Origin of the sequence: Paenibacillus sp. FSL M7-0896 (assembly GCF_037975415.1) — a bacterium.
Lineage (GTDB): Bacteria > Bacillota > Bacilli > Paenibacillales > Paenibacillaceae > Paenibacillus_AQ > Paenibacillus_AQ silagei.
Genome location: NZ_CP150250.1, coordinates 6868102 through 6884541, shown reverse-complemented (window position 1 = coordinate 6884541; position 16440 = coordinate 6868102). Strand labels below are relative to the sequence as shown.

Here is a 16440-nt window from a genome sequence, read left to right as displayed (position 1 = left end):
AACGCCAAGCAGCGATTCTTCCGGCTATGGAGGAATCGCTGCTTTTTTTGGCGTCCTTATGCTTTTATAGAGGGAGCTTGCTTAGATTGGGTTCAGGAGGAGCTCATCATCCTCTTTATCCCCACGGTTGAAGGCTTCGCGGTCGAATTCGCCCTCTGAATTCGCCACCAGCAGGGCTGTTACGGTAGTCCCGGTAGCATTAACTGCGGTGCGGCCCATATCGATAAGGGCTTCCACCCCGGCAACGATGGCTATACCCTCAAGCGGCAAGCCTAGCGCGGTCAATACAACGGTGGTGGAGATTACAGCCGGTCCAGGCACTCCCGCTACCCCAATAGAGGAGATGATGCTGACCAGCACCAGCGTGATATAGTCGGTTCCGGTAAGCTGAATCCCGTAGACCTGAGCGGTGAACACAGCCACAATGGCCGGCCATACGCCGCCGCAGCCATTGAAGTTGACGGATGCGCCGAGCGGAGCCACGAAGCTGGCAATGCGCGGGGAGACATGCAGCCGTTTCGTGATGACCTCCAGATTGATCGGCAAGGTGGCGTAGCTGCTTCTGGTGGTGAAGGCCACGGTCAGCATCGGATAGATTTTGCGGAAGAAGCGGATAGGGTTCACCTTGGCAACGAGCAGCACCAGCCCGCCGAAGATCAGGACAAAGTGCAGAATCAGTGCGGCGTAAGAGGTAAGGATGACACTGCCCAGCTCCTGAAGGGTGTCCCAGCCGTAGCGTGCCGTAATCCCGGCAATCAATGCGAACACGCCGTAAGGCGTCAGGCGGATGACGAATTTTACAACCTGGTGCAGCACTGTCGTCAAGGATTCAATAAGATCGCGGACAGGCTTCACAGCCTCAGGCTTCTTGGAGCCGACCTTAATAATGGCCACGGCCAGGAAGATGGCAAAAATCAGCAGAGGCACAACCTTGCCGGTAGCGGCTTCATTCACTGGGTTGGAAGGGACAAGGTCCAGGATCACCTGTGAGAAGGTGGGAATTTCACGGGCGGTGAAGTCCTCGGGAACGGTCTGCTGGATGCCTTTGCCCGGGTTAAACAGCAGAGCCACGGATAGGCCGATGATGGAGGCGATTCCGGTGGTGCCGAGGAACCAGGCGAAGGTTTTGATTCCGATTTTGCGCAGGTATTCCAGGTTAGTTAAGGAAGAGATGCTGTTCAATACCAGAATGAACACCAGAGGCACAACAAGCATACGGATCAGACTGACATAGATGCTGCCGAAGGTGCTGATGGCCTTAGTCTCCAACGTGAAATATTGAAAAAATATTCCCGCAATCAGTCCGATGCCCAGCCCTGCCAGAACACGGGTGCCGAAGCCGATTCTCTTGCGGGCCAGGAAATAAAGGATACCGAATACGATAATAGAAACCACGAAGCCATGCCAGTTCGTCTCGATGGCGGTTAATAGATTGTTGTCGATATTATTCATGCTGCTCTAAAGCCTCCTAATAATAGTTTTTTGGTCGGAATTATGGGGTTAAATGTATATGGTAATTTTATGAATGTCAATGTATAAATATGTTAATTAAAATCAATTCCGATAAAACACATGTGATAAATAAATTTGTGATTGACAAGGGATGTCAGGATGAATAATATGGAACTTATCTGCAAGCCATTTCGGGATCGACTGGACCGCCAGAGATTCAACAGGAGCGCATAACCATGCGTGCTGTTGAATCTCTTTTTGCGTTCTGTTGTCCTGTAATCGGCAATGCCAACTATCAGCCAAGGGCGAAGTGAAAGGAATGATTCATCTATGAAAAAGCTTACCGTATCCGTTATTACCGCAGCGGTAGTCTTCTCGGCACTGACTTTTGCCGCAGTATCCGCCACTAAAAAAACAGCGGAGGCTGAGCCGGTTCAGGAGAAGGCCGCCGCTGCCGCAGCGGCAAGCCAGCCACCGGTAGCACCCGTGCAGACGGCCCAGCCTGCAGAGAGCTCTTCCGTTGTAGCGGTGCAGACTGAAGCACCTCCGGCTGAGGCGGCTCAGACCGCAGCAGTCCAGCCTGAGGCATCAGCAGTACCGGCTGTGGTTGCTGCCGTGCAGACTAAGGCCAGCGCAGCCCCTGCCGTGGCGGCTCCAGCCGCCGCAGCTTCAGCAGAGCCGAAGGATGCCCCAGCATTGAACAAGACGGCGGCTCAGCCGAAGGCTACCCCCGCCGCTGCCGTTCAAGCCCCTCAAGTGCAGGCTGCCGGCGCCAAACCGCAAGCAGCCGTTCCAACAGCAGCTCCTGTAATTAGCACCCCTGCTCCTAAAGCAGCCGTTGCAGCGGTTCCTACGGCCGCTCCGGCTGCTGTTACCGCCACGCAACAGCCGGTGGTTGCCGCAGCGCCTGCTCCAACACAGGCCCCTGCTGCCACACAGGCTCCTGCCAAGGCGGTTACATTCTCCACAACCGAGGTGATCAAAGCCAAAGCTACTGCTGCCCCTGATCCTTCGGCTAACACAGCTAATTCTGCACCGCAGCAACCGGTGAGTGCTCCTAACCCTGCACCGGCAGAAGCTGCTCCTGCGGAGGCTGCTCCGGCTCCGGCAGCCACAGAAGAGGTTTGCCCTTGACGGGCAAGCCTGCTTCTGAAGTCCGCCTGCCGTTACAGACCCTAACCCAATCCGAGTCGAGGTGCACATAATGACAAAACTGATTAAGCTGAAAAAAATTGTTCCGCTGCTGCTGGCAGCCTCTCTATTTGTTCTCCCGGTTCACCAGGCAACAGCAGACCGGGCCGTGCCGGAAGCGGAGGCCTTAGTTCAAGCAGCTTCCAAGGGCGGCGTAAGCCATTATAATTATTTCAACAATGTCTACAGCCATTTGCAGGACGAGAATCATGTGTTCAAGACAGCAACTTATGAGGATATCGTCCATCTGTTTGAGAGTGAAGGGAATTATGCGGTGCTGGTAGGCGGAGCCTGGAGCGAGCATACCCAGGCGGAGATAGGTTTTATTAATGAGGCTGCCAAGCAGTATGGTGTATCCACTATCTATAATTTTGATACGAAGCTGGATGGCGACAGTCTGGATATTGCGGACAGCAATAATAAATATGCCTATAAATACGTAGACCTGGTCAATAAGTACTTGAAGAATCTTGCCTTGTATGACAAAAGCATTCCCGAGCATAATGTCAGCTACGTCGACAAAGCGGGGGCAGTAATTACTGCGAACAAGCTGGAAGCGCCTTTTCTGTTCGTCTACAACAAGGATCATAAAGACAGCCAGGGCAATAGTGCTCCGATCGTCTCCTATCTGAACGAGAGCAGGTCCTGGAGTGATTTCCAGACGGGCGGAACGTTGGACCCTGTTAAGGTGGCAGAGTACAAAGCCCTGCTGGAGCCTGTATTCCGTTCAGTTCCTTCCTTTAACAACATTGATGAGTCGGCTTATATCAAGGCGGCCTTCAATAAGAACTATCTGGGGGAGAATCCGGGCAAGCCGGCAATCTTCACGGAAGGGGACGGCAGCCTTGTCTATGAGCATGTAACCTATCATCAGCTCAAGCAGATTTTGGCCAGTGACGGGAATTATGCGATTCTGTTCGGCGGGTCCTGGTGCCCGAATACGCAAGCGGTCATCAAATACATTAACGAATATGCCAAAAGATATCAGGTGGACAAAATTTACTTCTTCGATACCAAGCTGGACGCCGGGGTGACTGTTGCCGAACCGGATAATAACAGCGGTGGTACCTATCCGGCCAATCCGCACGGCAATGAAGAGCTTCAGATCCGGCTAACAGGACATCCCTATGCGAACCTGTATGTCGATCTGGTTAACACTTATCTGACCAACATCAAGACAGAGAACAATACGGCGGCGAAGCCTTCCGTCATTAGCTATATCGATGCGAGCGGCGTTAAGGTTAGCGGCGACCGGCTTCAGGTTCCTTATCTGTTCACTTACAGCAAGAATAATAAGGATGCCGCCGGGAACAGCGCTCCGATCCTGGGGCATGTGGAGCTGATGTACTCCTGGACGAACATTCAGCCGGGTTATGTGGATACCAGATATCCTGGCGTGTATCCGGCCGGCGTCAGATTTTCCAATACCGTAACGGCCTTGTCGGCTCTGTATTCGCGATTGGAGAGCGTGCCGGTGGGATTGACAGGAATAGCCCCGGCTACGGCGGGAGGTACTGACGGGCAGATTGCAGGCACAGCAAACAGAGCATTGGAGTACACAAGAGAGGGGGAAACTGCATACACCCCTGTAACAGGCGATGCCATTACCGGACTGGCTCCGGGAACCTACACTGTCCGCTACGCCTCCAAGCCGGGGTATCAGGGGCCGATTACATCCAATGGCGGTGCAGTAGCCATCTCTTACCCGGCAGGAGCTCCAGTGAAGGTAGTGGTGCCGGAATATATTGAGTCCCAGGCGGCACCTTCCGGACTGACGGGGGTAGCTCCTACTACAGAGGAGAATATTGACGGGCAAATCACAGGGACGTTGGCCGGACAGGAATATAAGCTGGCTGAAGGCACTGAATACGTTAAGGTAGAAGGCTCGTTGATCACCGGACTGACCCCGGGGATCTATCTGGTGAGATACCCTGCCAGAGAGGGCTATAGCGCCAGCCCGGCAACGGAGGTTGAGGTTCCTGCCTACGGGGAGCAGGCGGCGCCGACCGGACTGGCAGGCATTGCACCGACCACTCCCGAGAATAAGGATGGACGGATTACAGGCACCACCTCGCTACTAGAGTTCAAGCTCTCCACAGTCACCGATTATGTCTATGCGACGGATGGTGAGATTACCGGACTCGTGCCAGGTGTATACAATGTAAGATTTGCAGCCAAAGAAGGCTATAAGGCGGGGCGCGCTGCGGATGTAACCGTGCCGGCTTATACGGCTGAGCAGGCAGCCCCAACAGGACTGGCCGGGATTGCTCCAACATCGGCAGCGAATAAGGACGGCCGGATTACCGGTACCACGGCAGCGCAGGAATATAAGCTGTCTACGGCTACGAGTTACGTGTATGCAACAGGCCCGGAGATCACCGGTCTGATTCCGGGTACGTATGAGGTCAGATATTCAGCCAAAGAAGGCTATAAGGCGGGGGCGGCAGCCAGCGTCATTGTGCCTGAGTATGTACCAGCTTCCGGCGGCAATCCCCCGGCTTCCCCTGGTACTACAACGCCAGGGTCTGCACCAGGCTCAACACCGGCCACGCCTGTCAGCAGCGAGCCTGTTACGACAACAGTGGGGGCAACGGTGACGGTATTGGCAACGGCTTCGGCCACTACTGATGATACTACCGGAGTAACTACGGCGTCCCTTACAGCGGATACGCTGTCCAGACTTGTGGAGAGTCTCACAAAGGCCGAAGCCACCGGTAAGAAGGCCGTCCTGGAGATTAAGGTGGAGACTAAGAGCGATACGCAGACCGCAGAGCTGATTTTGCCAAGAAGTGCTTTCGATGCCTTGGCCTCGGGGACGAAGGCTGAAATTAAAGTGAGCTATCTGAATGTGGGGACCATTACACTCGATGCCCGGTCCGTAGCCAGCATCAGCGGCGCAGCAGACGGTGGAGATATCCATATCCGGATCGCCAGGGTCTCGCTGAACGAGGAGGGGCAGGCTGTGCTCGGCAACCGGCCGGTCTATGATCTGTCCCTGACTGCAGGCGAGAGTGAGATCAAGTCGTTCGGCGGCGGTAAAGCCAGCATCAGTGTGCCGTATACTCTGAAGGAAGCTGAAGATGCCGATGCCTTGGTTATCTACTATATTACGGAATCCGGCAGCCTGGAAACGATTCGCGGCGGGTATAGCCAGGCGGTAGCCAGTGTGAATTTCGTGACTCCGCATTTCTCCCAGTACATTATCGGGTATAACAAAGTAAGCTTCGCCGATGTGCCGGAGACGGCCTGGTTTAGCCATGCGGTAAGCTTCCTGGCAGCCAGAGGAATAACCTCCGGTACAGATGACAACAACTACAGCCCAAATGCTGCTGTAACCAGAGGCCAATTCATTGTTCTGCTGCTCAAGGCGTATGGAATAGCGCCGGAGAGTGAAGGAGCAGTCAACTTTACCGATGCGGGAGCTGCCTATTACACCCCTTATCTGGCCGCTGCCAAGAAGCTCGGGATTGCCTCGGGCTCCGGGGATAACCAGTTCAAGCCGGATAAGCAGATTACACGGCAGGAGCTGTTCACCTTGCTGTATCGCGCATTGAATACGCTGGGAGAGCTTCCCGGGAAGTCGACAGACGCAGCGCTTTCCGCTTACAGCGATACCCCACAGATTGCCGGATATGCCCAAGAAGCCCTGCAGGCTCTTGCGGAACGCGGAGTGATCCAGGGTGACAACGGCAGATTACAGCCGCTTGCACTGTCCACGAGAGCAGAGGCGGCCCGGGTCATATATAATCTGCTGGCGCAATAGCACCGTCCCTCAGTAGCATAGCAAATTCACCAAGAGTAGCCTTAGGGCTGCTCTTTTTGCTGTTTCCGGGTTGATGCAGAATTCCGGCTGCGATAAATCACAGGAATCAAGTGCTAAAATTTGCTAGAATAGGGTGAATGGTAATTTTTGTTTGCGGGATGAAGAGTATGCTTACTGAAGGGAGAGAGACGTCAATGGGCTTAACGGAAGAGCCGGTGATTTCAATTGAGGGCTTGTGGATGAATTATAGTGACCGGATGGTGCTGCGGGGGATTGATCTGAAGGTATACCGCGGGCAGATTATCGGATATATCGGACCCAATGGGGCCGGTAAAAGCACGACAGTCAAGATTATGCTCGGTCTGGTGGAGGGTTACAACGGGACCATACGGATTTTTGGCAGGGATATCTCGGACGGGGATACGGCTTACAAAAAAAGAATCGGTTACGTGCCTGAGGTAGCAGAGCTGTATGACAGCCTGACAGCGCGGGAGTATCTGACCTTCACCGGTGAGCTCTACGGACTGAAGCAGGCGGATGCCGATGACAAGGCGCGGAAGCTGATGGGGCTGCTGGGCATGGAGAAGGCCTATGATATGCGGATTGCCTCCTACTCCAAGGGGATGAAGCAGAAGGTGCTGCTGATTGCCAGCATGCTGCATGACCCGGATATTCTGTTCCTGGATGAGCCGCTCAGCGGGCTGGATGCCAATAGTGTCATGGTGGTCAAGGAGATCTTCGCCACGCTTGCCGCCAGGGGCAAGACCATCTTTTATTCCTCGCATATTATGGATGTGGTCGAGAGAATCAGCAGCCGGATCATCCTGCTGGACGGAGGCGATATTGTCGCGGACGGAACCTTCACGCAACTGCGGGAGCAGAGCCGGGAGGGGTCGCTGGAGGAGATTTTTAATCAGCTGACCGGTTTCGATCAATACAGGGATATTGCAAGCGAGTTCGTGGCTGTGATAGGCGAGGGTGCGGGGCATGAATGAATTCCTGATTCTGAAGCTGCTTGACCGGATACAGTGGATCTTTAAGGGCCTGGGGGCCGATTATGCGCTCATGCGCCGCATTCTTCAGGTCAAGCTGACGATGGATGGCAGACGGACACCTACCCTGTTCTCCGGGTCGCAGAATTCCAAGCTGGAGATGGAGGGCTCGCCCTTCAGAGTCCAGTGGCTCTATCTGCTGCTGGGGCTGATGCTGATCGCTATGGTCGCGCCCAAAGATCATCATATGCTGATGATGAGTCTGCTGTTCAGTATAGTGATGTTCCTGATCACCACGACGCTGATCTCCGACTTCTCGACGGTGATGCTGGATTTGCGGGATAAGAACATCCTCTTCTCCAAGCCGGTGGACCGCCGTACACTGAACATGGCCAAGAGCTTACATATTCTGATCTATCTGCTGACCTTAACGCTGACTTTCACCGGACCTTCGCTGTTATTCTCTTTATTCCGGCACGGGCCGGGCTTCTTCTTCGTGTACGCAGCTGAGATTCTGCTGATGGACGGCTTCATTCTGGTGTTCACTGCGCTAATCTATCTGCTGATCCTGAGGTTCTTTGACGGGGAAAAGCTCAAGGACATCATCAACTACGTTCAGATTGTCCTGTCTGTGGGGGTAACTGTCGGCGCGCAGCTGGTTAGCCGGATGTTCAATCTATCGGAGCTGGGGCTGGATTTCACTCCCGCCTGGTGGCATTTTCTGCTGGCTCCGGTCTGGTTCGGGGCGCCGTTCGAGCTGCTGGGCGGCGGAACAGGAAGCCGGTCCGTGGTTATTCTGACAGCGCTCTCTGTGGTGGTGCCTGCCGTGATGTTCGCCGCCTACATCCGGCTGATGCCGGTATTTGAACGCAGCCTTCAGAAGCTGGCTGAGCATGGCGCAGAGGGCCGGGATAGCGGGCGGCTTGCCCGTGTGCTGTCGGAGACCGTGTGCCGGAACAAAGCGGAGGCCATGTTCTTCCGCTTCACCTGGTCGATGATGAAGAATGAACGCGAGTTCAAGCTCCGGGTGTATCCGACCATCGGCTTCTCGCTGATCTTTCCCTTTATCTTCATCTTCAATCAGGTGTGGAGCGGCGATCTGGCCGGGATCAGAAGCTCTAAGTCCTTCCTGTTTATCTATTACAGCGCACTGCTGCTGATGACGGTCGTGCAGATGGTCCGTTACTCGGCCAGCTATAAGGGGGCATGGATCTATCAGGTGATTCCTTTGCCGGGCAAGGGGCTGGTCTACCGGGGAATGCTGAAGGCAGCGGTCGTGAAGCTGCTGGTGCCGCTCTTTCTGCTGGAGGCGGCAGTGTTCACCGCTCTCTTGGGCTCCTGGATTATTGCAGATATGGCAGTCGTCCTGCTGGCTCTGCTGCTGTATGCCGTGATTTGCTTCCTTACGTTCCCGAAGGCGCTCCCGTTCTCGGAGAAGTACGAGGCGGCGCAGCGGAAGGAATTCACCGGCAGTGCTTTTGTACAATTGTTCATTCTTGGGGGGCTGGCCGGAGTGCACTATGTCTTCACCCTGATTCCTGCAGGAATATACATCTACATGGTAATTCTGGTAGCTGCAAATGCCTGGATCTGGCGCAGGGCCTTCCTGCCGGACACCTCCCGGGACAACGGATTTCCAACCCTTCGCGCAGGCGGCTGAGGACAAATATGGACAATTTTTGCCGGCGTTCAAAAAAGGGTCCAAGTTCCATTATTTACTTAGACAGCCCGGTGATTACAAGGTAAAATACAGCTAAAGTTAGTTTTCAGAGAATACCTGCAATCATTATATACTCTTCCATTTATCCGCTATCCGTATATTGATTTATAACTTAAGATAGACCCTGAAACGACGCTGATACTATAACCAGTGAAGAGGTCAACTATGGATCAAATGGGAATCCACTATAATATCTGGATCGTTTTACTATCCTATACGCTAGCTGCCGCAGCAGCGTACTCCGCGCTTAATCTGATTTCACAGGTTTCCCATTCCGCGGGCCGGGTCAGACGTCTCTGGCTGCTCTCAGGTGCCTGTGTCCTTGGCGGCGGGATCTGGGCCATGCATTTTGTCGGCATTATGGCCAGCCGCCTGCCGTTCAAGGTCAGCTACCATCCGGTGATGGCTGCCGTGTCCCTGCTTATTATTATGTCCTCCTGCTATGCAACCCTTCAGCTGGTTACGGCTCCCCGCCAGAGAAGCTGGCGGCTTCTTGCGGGCGCCGGTATACTCGGCAGCGGCATCTCGTTCATGCATTATGCCGGAATGTCCTCGATGGAGATGGAGGCCAAGATTCATTACAGGGCAATGGATCAGGCTGTATCGGTACTGATTGCCCTTGCTGCTTCCTACATCGGAGTTCTAATGTTCCGCAGATTCAAGGATCATACAGGCTTCAACCGCTGGAAGCTGTATTCGGCTCTATTCATCGCCCTGGCGGTTACCGGTATGCATTATACGAGTCTGAGAGCAAGCGACCTGCATAGTTACAGCTGGCAGGCGCCCGCCCCGATGCTGATGGAGACCGATGTGGTTCTGCTGACAGGGATTTCACTGGTTACCCTGTTCGTGCTGGCAGTCTCCGGCGGGACTGTTTTTCTGGACAGGGATGTATTGGAGCGCATGGCCTATCATGACCCGCTCACCGAGCTGCCGAACCGGCATGGTCTGGAGCGCTACTTCAAGGATGATTTCTTCGGCGGGATCTCCGGCGCCGTGTTTTTTGTTGACCTGGACCGCTTCAAATCGATTAATGATACGCTGGGCCATGATATTGGAGACTTGCTGCTGTGTGAAGTGTCTGCCAGGCTGACCTGCTGCGTGGGCGGGAAGGGGAAGGTGTTCCGGCTTGGCGGGGATGAATTCCTGATTGCGCTGCCGGATTGCACCGCCGTGGCGGCGGAGGAGGTAGCACAGCATATCCTTCAGGAGCTCAAGAAGTCTTACAGCATTGAAGGTAACGAATTGTACGTAACTGCGAGTGTGGGAATCAGCATGACTCCGGCGCACGGCACCGACCGTTCGGCGCTAATGAAGGCAGCCGATACGGCGCTATATACCTCCAAGGATTCGGGCAAGAATAAATTCAGTGTGTTCGATCTGGAGATGAACCGTCATCAGGTCCGGCGGATGTCACTTGAGAAGGATCTGCGCAAGGCACTGGCCCGCTCGGAATTCATGGTGGTCTACCAGCCCAAATGGGATTCGCTGCTGAATGTCACCGTGGGGCTTGAAGCGCTGCTGCGCTGGAGACATCCGGAGCATGGCGTCATCTCTCCGGGAGAGTTCATTCCGATCGCCGAGGAGACCGGCCTGATTGTCCCTATTACATACTGGATGCTGCATGAGGTGTGCGGACAGAATATGCTCTGGCATCAGGCGAAGGTTGCCAGTGTAGCGGTCTCGATTAATATGTCGGCGCGGATGTTTGAAGGCGGAAGCCTGTATGAGGTAGTGGAAGAGGCGTTGTCGCGTTCGGGCCTTGCGCCGCATTTCCTTGAACTGGAGATTACCGAGTCGATTGCGATGAACAATATGGAAGAGACGGTAGCCCAGCTCTCCAAGCTGCGGGATCTCGGTGTGCGGGTGTCCCTGGATGATTTCGGAACCGGTTTCTCTTCGCTTGGCAATCTGGATGAGATTCCAGTGAATACCCTGAAGATTGATCAGGTCTTCATCCGCAAGAGCAAGATGCATTCCAAGAAAGCGATCATCAGCAACATCATTGCCATTGCCAGCAATCTGAACATGGAGGTTGTGGCTGAGGGCGTGGAGACTACGGAGCAGATTGAACTGCTGCAATCGCTGGGCTGCAGCGTGATGCAGGGCTACTACTACGGCCGTCCGATGCCGGTTAACGAATTAGGCCAATGGTTCATTGAGAATACGGCATAATGCTCCTGGTTGCTGTTGCACGCAAAAGGCTGTCCTGGATGTGGAGGGTTGTTCCACATCAGGGCAGCCTTTTTAGCTACTTAGGAAATGTATGCGAAAAACAGGCATGACAAGACAGAGGCCTTGTCACCCCCAGGAATGAAAATAAGTCGGGTGCATCAGTCGCATCCCGACTTTTATTTTCGTATTAAACCGAATACAATGGGTGCTGATATGCCGAGAGAAGGGCCCCATGCTCTAAAGCCAGTAACATTTATAGAGAAATCTTGCAAGAAGTGCAACAATACTGCCCCACAGAAGCGGTCTATGCCGAAATCCTGCACGAAATGCAACAAAGTCAGCATTAACTTGCCCTCTGCCCCGGAATTTGTGCAAATAATGCAACATTGTACCCGTATCCAGTAACCTTTATAAAGGAATCCTGCAAAATGTGCAACAATACAAGCGGCGGGTGAGAGAAGGCAGCAGCATCCTTCACCCGCGGGGTGATTTTATTCTGAAAAATGTATGAGACTTCGGTCTAGATTTTGAAATTCTCGACCAATACCTGCAGCTTCTCTGCCAGGGAGGAGAGGAATGCGGCGGAGGATTCGACCTCCTGCATGGCGGCAAGCTGCTCTTGAGACGAGGCGGACAAGGTCTCGGCGCCCTCGGCCGTCTGATTGGAGACCGCTACGATCTTCTGGATCGAAGCGACCAGTCCGTCAGAGAGCAGGGCCAGCTCACGCACGGTGGCTGAGATCTGTTGGCTATGTGCAGACATATCGGAGACGGATGACTCAATCTCGGAGAAGGAATGGCCGGCCGCTATAATCATTTCTTTGCCGTGATGCATTTCTTCCGTGGAGTGCCTCATGGTCTCTCCGGCCTTGTCCATCTGCTGGACAATCAGACTGACCAGCTCGCCGATCTGGCGGGCAGATCCGGCTGAACGTTCAGCCAGCTTGCGTACAGAGCCTGCGACAACGGCGAAGCCACGGCCCTCTTCTCCAGCCCGTGCGGCTTCAATCGCCGCATTGAGGGATAACAGATTCGTCTCCTCGGCAATACTGGCTATGGTGCCGACAATATTCTCAATCTCTTTGGAATGGCTGCCCAGCGTCTCGATAATGCCAGAAAGATCCGAGATGCTTGCGCCCACAATAGCCATCTGGGAGGTGGTCGAGTCCATAGATTCCCGGCCTGTCCGGGCTTTCTGGGAGTTGATGGCTGCCTGGTTCATTGCACTGTCGGCATTGCCTGCAATTTCGGTAATGAAATGTGACATATCCTGCACAGCCTTGAAGCTGCCTTCCAAATTCTGCAGCTGGGTGTGTGCCCCGTCGGCCAGATCCAGAGTGACATTAACGCTGTGTTCTCCGGCCCGGTTGGTCTCCTGGGCGCTGGCGGACAGCTCCTGGGAAGAGGAGGCAACCAGCATGGACGTATCGTTAACCTGTGTGATCAGGTCACGCAGATTCAGGGTCATCGCATTGAAGTCGCGTGCAAGTTCGCCGATCTCGTCCTTGGCTGTGAAGAGCAGCGGTTCCCGGGTCAGATCGCCTTGGGCTACCGTGTTCACGGATGCGGACAGCTTGGTGAGAGGGCTGACCATCCGGCGGATCAGCAGATAAGCGGCGAGAATCGCAATAATCAGAATGGAGCTGCCGATCAGGAAGGGCTGGGTGATGATATCCATGGTCCGCGATTGAATCAAGGGGCCGTCGAAGTTAATCGCCATTAATGCAATGATGGGTTTGGTAGGGTCATGGTCCTGATAGATGGGGCCGTAGCCGGTTTTGAGGGAGGTGCCCTGATATGTATACACCTTCGAGTAGGCGGAGTGCTTCATCGTGGTAATCATTTCTTTATCTTCATCTGCGAAGTAGAAGGGGTCTCCAGCTTTGTAGCCGCGTTGTTTGAAGTTCTTGTCAGCGGCCAGCACCTTGCCGTCCAGTGATAGAATGAAGGCTTCTTTGAAAATAGGCTTGTGATCACTGATCCATCCGATGCGGTCTTCGATCGCAGTCAGCTTGCTGGTATCGCCGGCAGCCAGAGCGGTTATGTCGGCAGGATCGATAAGACCGGTTGTTATATTCGCGCAGCCTACCAATTCAATGCCTGCAGCTTCATCGATCTGCTTGTAAGCCGCATGATAACCGAAGAAGCCTATGGATGAACCAACCAGTAGCAATACAATCAGCATCATCCATGTTAATTTTGTTGCCAATTTCATAACAAATATCACCAGCCCTGACTCTAAAAGATTAAGTGAATTATGGGGTTCACTGCTACGATTATAGCGCATACGCTGCGGTTTGAGCAGACGTCAGAAAAAGAATTTTTGTGTCGGAAAATGATGGTTTATGTATAAAAAATCATTGAAAAGTAGGCGCTTAATCCTATTTTAGTTTCAAAAAATACTGTATGTCGGACCCGTATAATGGTACGCTTGAAGCAGAACAAACGGACTGGGAGCTGAAGGGATGTCACAAGAAGTCAATCCTTTGATCGAACGTGTGGGATTATCCATGTGGAAGGTTCAGCGCAGAATCATGTCGCAGATGTCATTTCATAAGGAATTGGGCTTGACTGTGCCGCAATTCGGGCTGCTGCATATGATCTTTCAGGAGCAGCAGGCACGGGTGATTCAGCTGGCGGACAAGATGGAGGTGAAGTCCAGTGCAGTCACCGTCATGCTGGACCGGCTGGAGCTGCTGGAGCTGATCGCCCGCGTGACGGACGAGAATGACCGCAGAGCGGTAATCGTCACGATCACCGGCAAGGGACAAGAGGTGCTGGAAGAAGCACAGCGCCGGTCACTGCTGCTGCTGGAAGAGCATCTGGCCATTCTGGAGCCGGCAGAGCTGGAGAACTTCGCGGATTATTATCTCATGCTGGAGAATCAGGAGCGTTAACATAAGCATTACAAAGAGGCAGCGCTTCTCCCGTTACGGAGAGGCGCTGCCTCTTGTCTAAATATAAGAATTTATAAGTTTTACACTATAAATTATCCTTCTATTTCTCGCTGAAACGGAACCGTCCTTAAAAAGGACGGCAAAGCCGTTTCCACTTGAGTCTGGCTATTCTGCGGCAGGTTCTTTGTCCGGCAGTTGCGTGACGTAACTGTCAGACAACTGGCGCAGCCGCAGAGCGCGGTTGTATTCATCCTCGTTGCCGGCCGGAGCAGTACCTCCGGTCGCCAGCGGATATTGGGTATTATCCTCGAAGCTGTTGCCCGGAATCAGCAGGGCAGAGCTGGAGATGAAGGAGCCGGTAGGCAGGTAATACCGCTGCGGCAGCAGATTGTAGGACTGGCTGAGCAGATCCTGGCCGAAATGAATGTTGTTATCCATGGATACCCCCAGCAGGCTGGCAGCTGTAGGCATAATATCGACTTCTCCGCCTACCTGTGCAAGCTTCTGCGGAGCAATTCCTTCGCCATGGATAAGCAGCGGAATGTTGAGCATATTGGCGTAGCTGTAATCATATCCGTAGATTTCCTTCATTAGCTGCTTGTCGTCATGGTCCAGCGAATAGATCGGCAGTCCCATATGGTCGCCGTAGACCATAACCAGACTGTTCTCCCATAATCCATTCGCCTTCAGTTCATCTACGAACTGTCCGAAGGCATAGTCTGCATAGTTCTGTGACCGGACATAATCGCCGACAAAGGTTCCTTCATACCGCTCAGGAAGCTTCATCTTGTGCTTTTCTTCAGGAATAGTGAACGGGTGATGCGCCGACATGGAGATGACCTGGGCATAGAACGGCTGGCCCGCATCGCTCATTTCCTTCAGCTTCTCCGAGGATTTGCGGTAGAGCACCTCATCGGAAGCGCCGAAGAAGAAGGCATCCTCATCACCGAAGAACTGGTGATCGTAATACTTCTGCCAGCCGAGGGCCTTGTATAGCTCGCCCCGGTTCCAGAATTCCACTACATTGGTGTGGAACGTGGCCGTCTGATAGCCGTTGTCTCCCAGCAGACGGGGGAGACTCGGCAGCTGCTTGTCGATATAAGACATGGTGGCCGCACCCTGCGGAGGAATATAGAAGGACGAATTGACCACGAATTCCGCATCGGAGGTATTGCCCTGGCCGACCATCTGATAGAAGTTCGTGAAGTACAGGCTCTCCTCCATCAGGCGGTTCAGGTTAGGGGTAATCTCCTGGCCGTCTATCTTCAGACCCAGCAGGAAGTTCTGGAAGGACTCCAGCTGGATCACAATCAGATTCTTGCCCTTGGCGGAACCGGCATAAGCCGAGACTGCTGAAGGGTCGATGCCCTTGAGCTGGTTAATCGTGCTCTGTGTGATTTCACTGGCCTGGACCAGCTCGGTTTTATCTTTGGCAAAGATCGTGTATGCTTCATAATTAAGGATGCCCATCTCCTGGGCCTTCTTGATCTCATTCATGCTCGCCTTATTCGGAAGAATATTGAACAGGCAGAGTCCGAGCGAGACCGCGAACAGTACGACATGCAGCGTCCGGCCACTGCGCCGGTTGATCTGGTCTTTTTTATAATTGCGTCCGTTCTTGTTAATGAAGAAGTAGAAGCCCAGCACGATAATATCGGTGAAGATCAACAGATAATAAGGGTCCATCAATGAGAACACGCTGTTCTTGACGGCAGTGACCTGGTTCACCTGCTCGGCGGCATGGTAAGTGACAATGACCCCGTAATATTTGAAGTACATAATGGCGGCAAAAAAGATCGCGGTAACCAGCAGATTGACCGTCATGTAATAGCCGAGCTTCCGTCTGGAAGCAAAGCGCTCAATCAGGAAAAACAGGGCCCAGACAAAGGGCAGCTCCGTCAATACGGATTTCCAGAATTGCAAATCATCAAAGATTACACCCCAGGCCAGCAGGCTTTTGAACAGAAAAAGAATGGAAAAGAACACAAATGGCTTAAGGAGCCAGCGTTTCACAGTTTGGGATGACACAGCTTCGCCTTCTTTCTGAAGAATGAACAGGTTTCCCGGGTGATAGGAAACAGCAGCATGAGGACATAAGAATACCATTATCAATAGAACTTATTATGCAGTGCCAGGGAAGGAATGTCAAAAATCAGAAGCGGCCGTATACTCCCTGGAGCGCGCGTAAACTACGGCTAGAACGAACCCGGCGCAGGCCACTCCCTCAGGCGGGGGGATATCGGCGTTAAA

General features: G+C 53.4%; 9 protein-coding genes. 6 read left to right on the top strand and 3 right to left on the bottom strand.

Annotated features, from left to right (window positions below):
- Positions 1–81: 81 nt before the first annotated feature.
- Complete coding sequence (locus tag MKY12_RS29785; RefSeq protein WP_200869579.1) at positions 82–1452, bottom strand: dicarboxylate/amino acid:cation symporter; 1371 nt, start codon at positions 1450–1452, stop codon at positions 82–84.
- 330 nt (positions 1453–1782) lie between these two features.
- On the opposite strand from MKY12_RS29785, the gene MKY12_RS29780 reads away from it, so the two are divergent.
- From MKY12_RS29780 to MKY12_RS29760, 5 genes are all read left to right on the top strand, one after another.
- Positions 1783–2586, top strand: a complete 804-nt coding sequence (locus MKY12_RS29780) for a hypothetical protein (protein WP_339252006.1) — start codon at positions 1783–1785, stop codon at positions 2584–2586.
- Positions 2587–2656: 70 nt separating this feature from the next.
- Complete coding sequence (locus tag MKY12_RS29775) at positions 2657–6406, top strand: S-layer homology domain-containing protein (protein ID WP_339252005.1); 3750 nt, start codon at positions 2657–2659, stop codon at positions 6404–6406.
- A gap of 194 nt (positions 6407–6600) precedes the next feature.
- Positions 6601–7401: an ABC transporter ATP-binding protein gene (locus MKY12_RS29770; protein WP_076080960.1), complete on the top strand. Its 801-nt coding sequence runs from the start codon at positions 6601–6603 to the stop codon at positions 7399–7401.
- Positions 7394–9058 (top strand): hypothetical protein, encoded by a 1665-nt coding sequence (locus tag MKY12_RS29765; RefSeq protein WP_339252002.1) that lies wholly within the window; start codon positions 7394–7396, stop codon positions 9056–9058. The genes MKY12_RS29770 and MKY12_RS29765 overlap by 8 nt, the downstream gene beginning before the upstream one ends.
- Positions 9059–9283: 225 nt before the next feature.
- Positions 9284–11293 (top strand): EAL domain-containing protein, encoded by a 2010-nt coding sequence (locus MKY12_RS29760; protein ID WP_036728233.1) that lies wholly within the window; start codon positions 9284–9286, stop codon positions 11291–11293.
- 520 nt (positions 11294–11813) lie between these two features.
- Here the strand turns inward: MKY12_RS29760 and MKY12_RS29755 are convergent.
- The gene (locus tag MKY12_RS29755) at positions 11814–13508 is read right to left on the bottom strand and encodes a methyl-accepting chemotaxis protein (RefSeq protein WP_036728235.1); all 1695 of its coding nucleotides are present in this window, start codon (positions 13506–13508) and stop codon (positions 11814–11816) included.
- 250 nt (positions 13509–13758) lie between these two features.
- Here MKY12_RS29755 and MKY12_RS29750 point away from each other — a divergent pair, with 250 nt between their 5' ends.
- Complete coding sequence (locus MKY12_RS29750; protein WP_051478265.1) at positions 13759–14190, top strand: MarR family transcriptional regulator; 432 nt, start codon at positions 13759–13761, stop codon at positions 14188–14190.
- Positions 14191–14355: 165 nt separating this feature from the next.
- Here the strand turns inward: MKY12_RS29750 and MKY12_RS29745 are convergent, their stop codons facing one another.
- The gene (locus MKY12_RS29745) at positions 14356–16296 is read right to left on the bottom strand and encodes an LTA synthase family protein (protein ID WP_339251998.1); all 1941 of its coding nucleotides are present in this window, start codon (positions 16294–16296) and stop codon (positions 14356–14358) included.
- Positions 16297–16440: the final 144 nt, after the last annotated feature.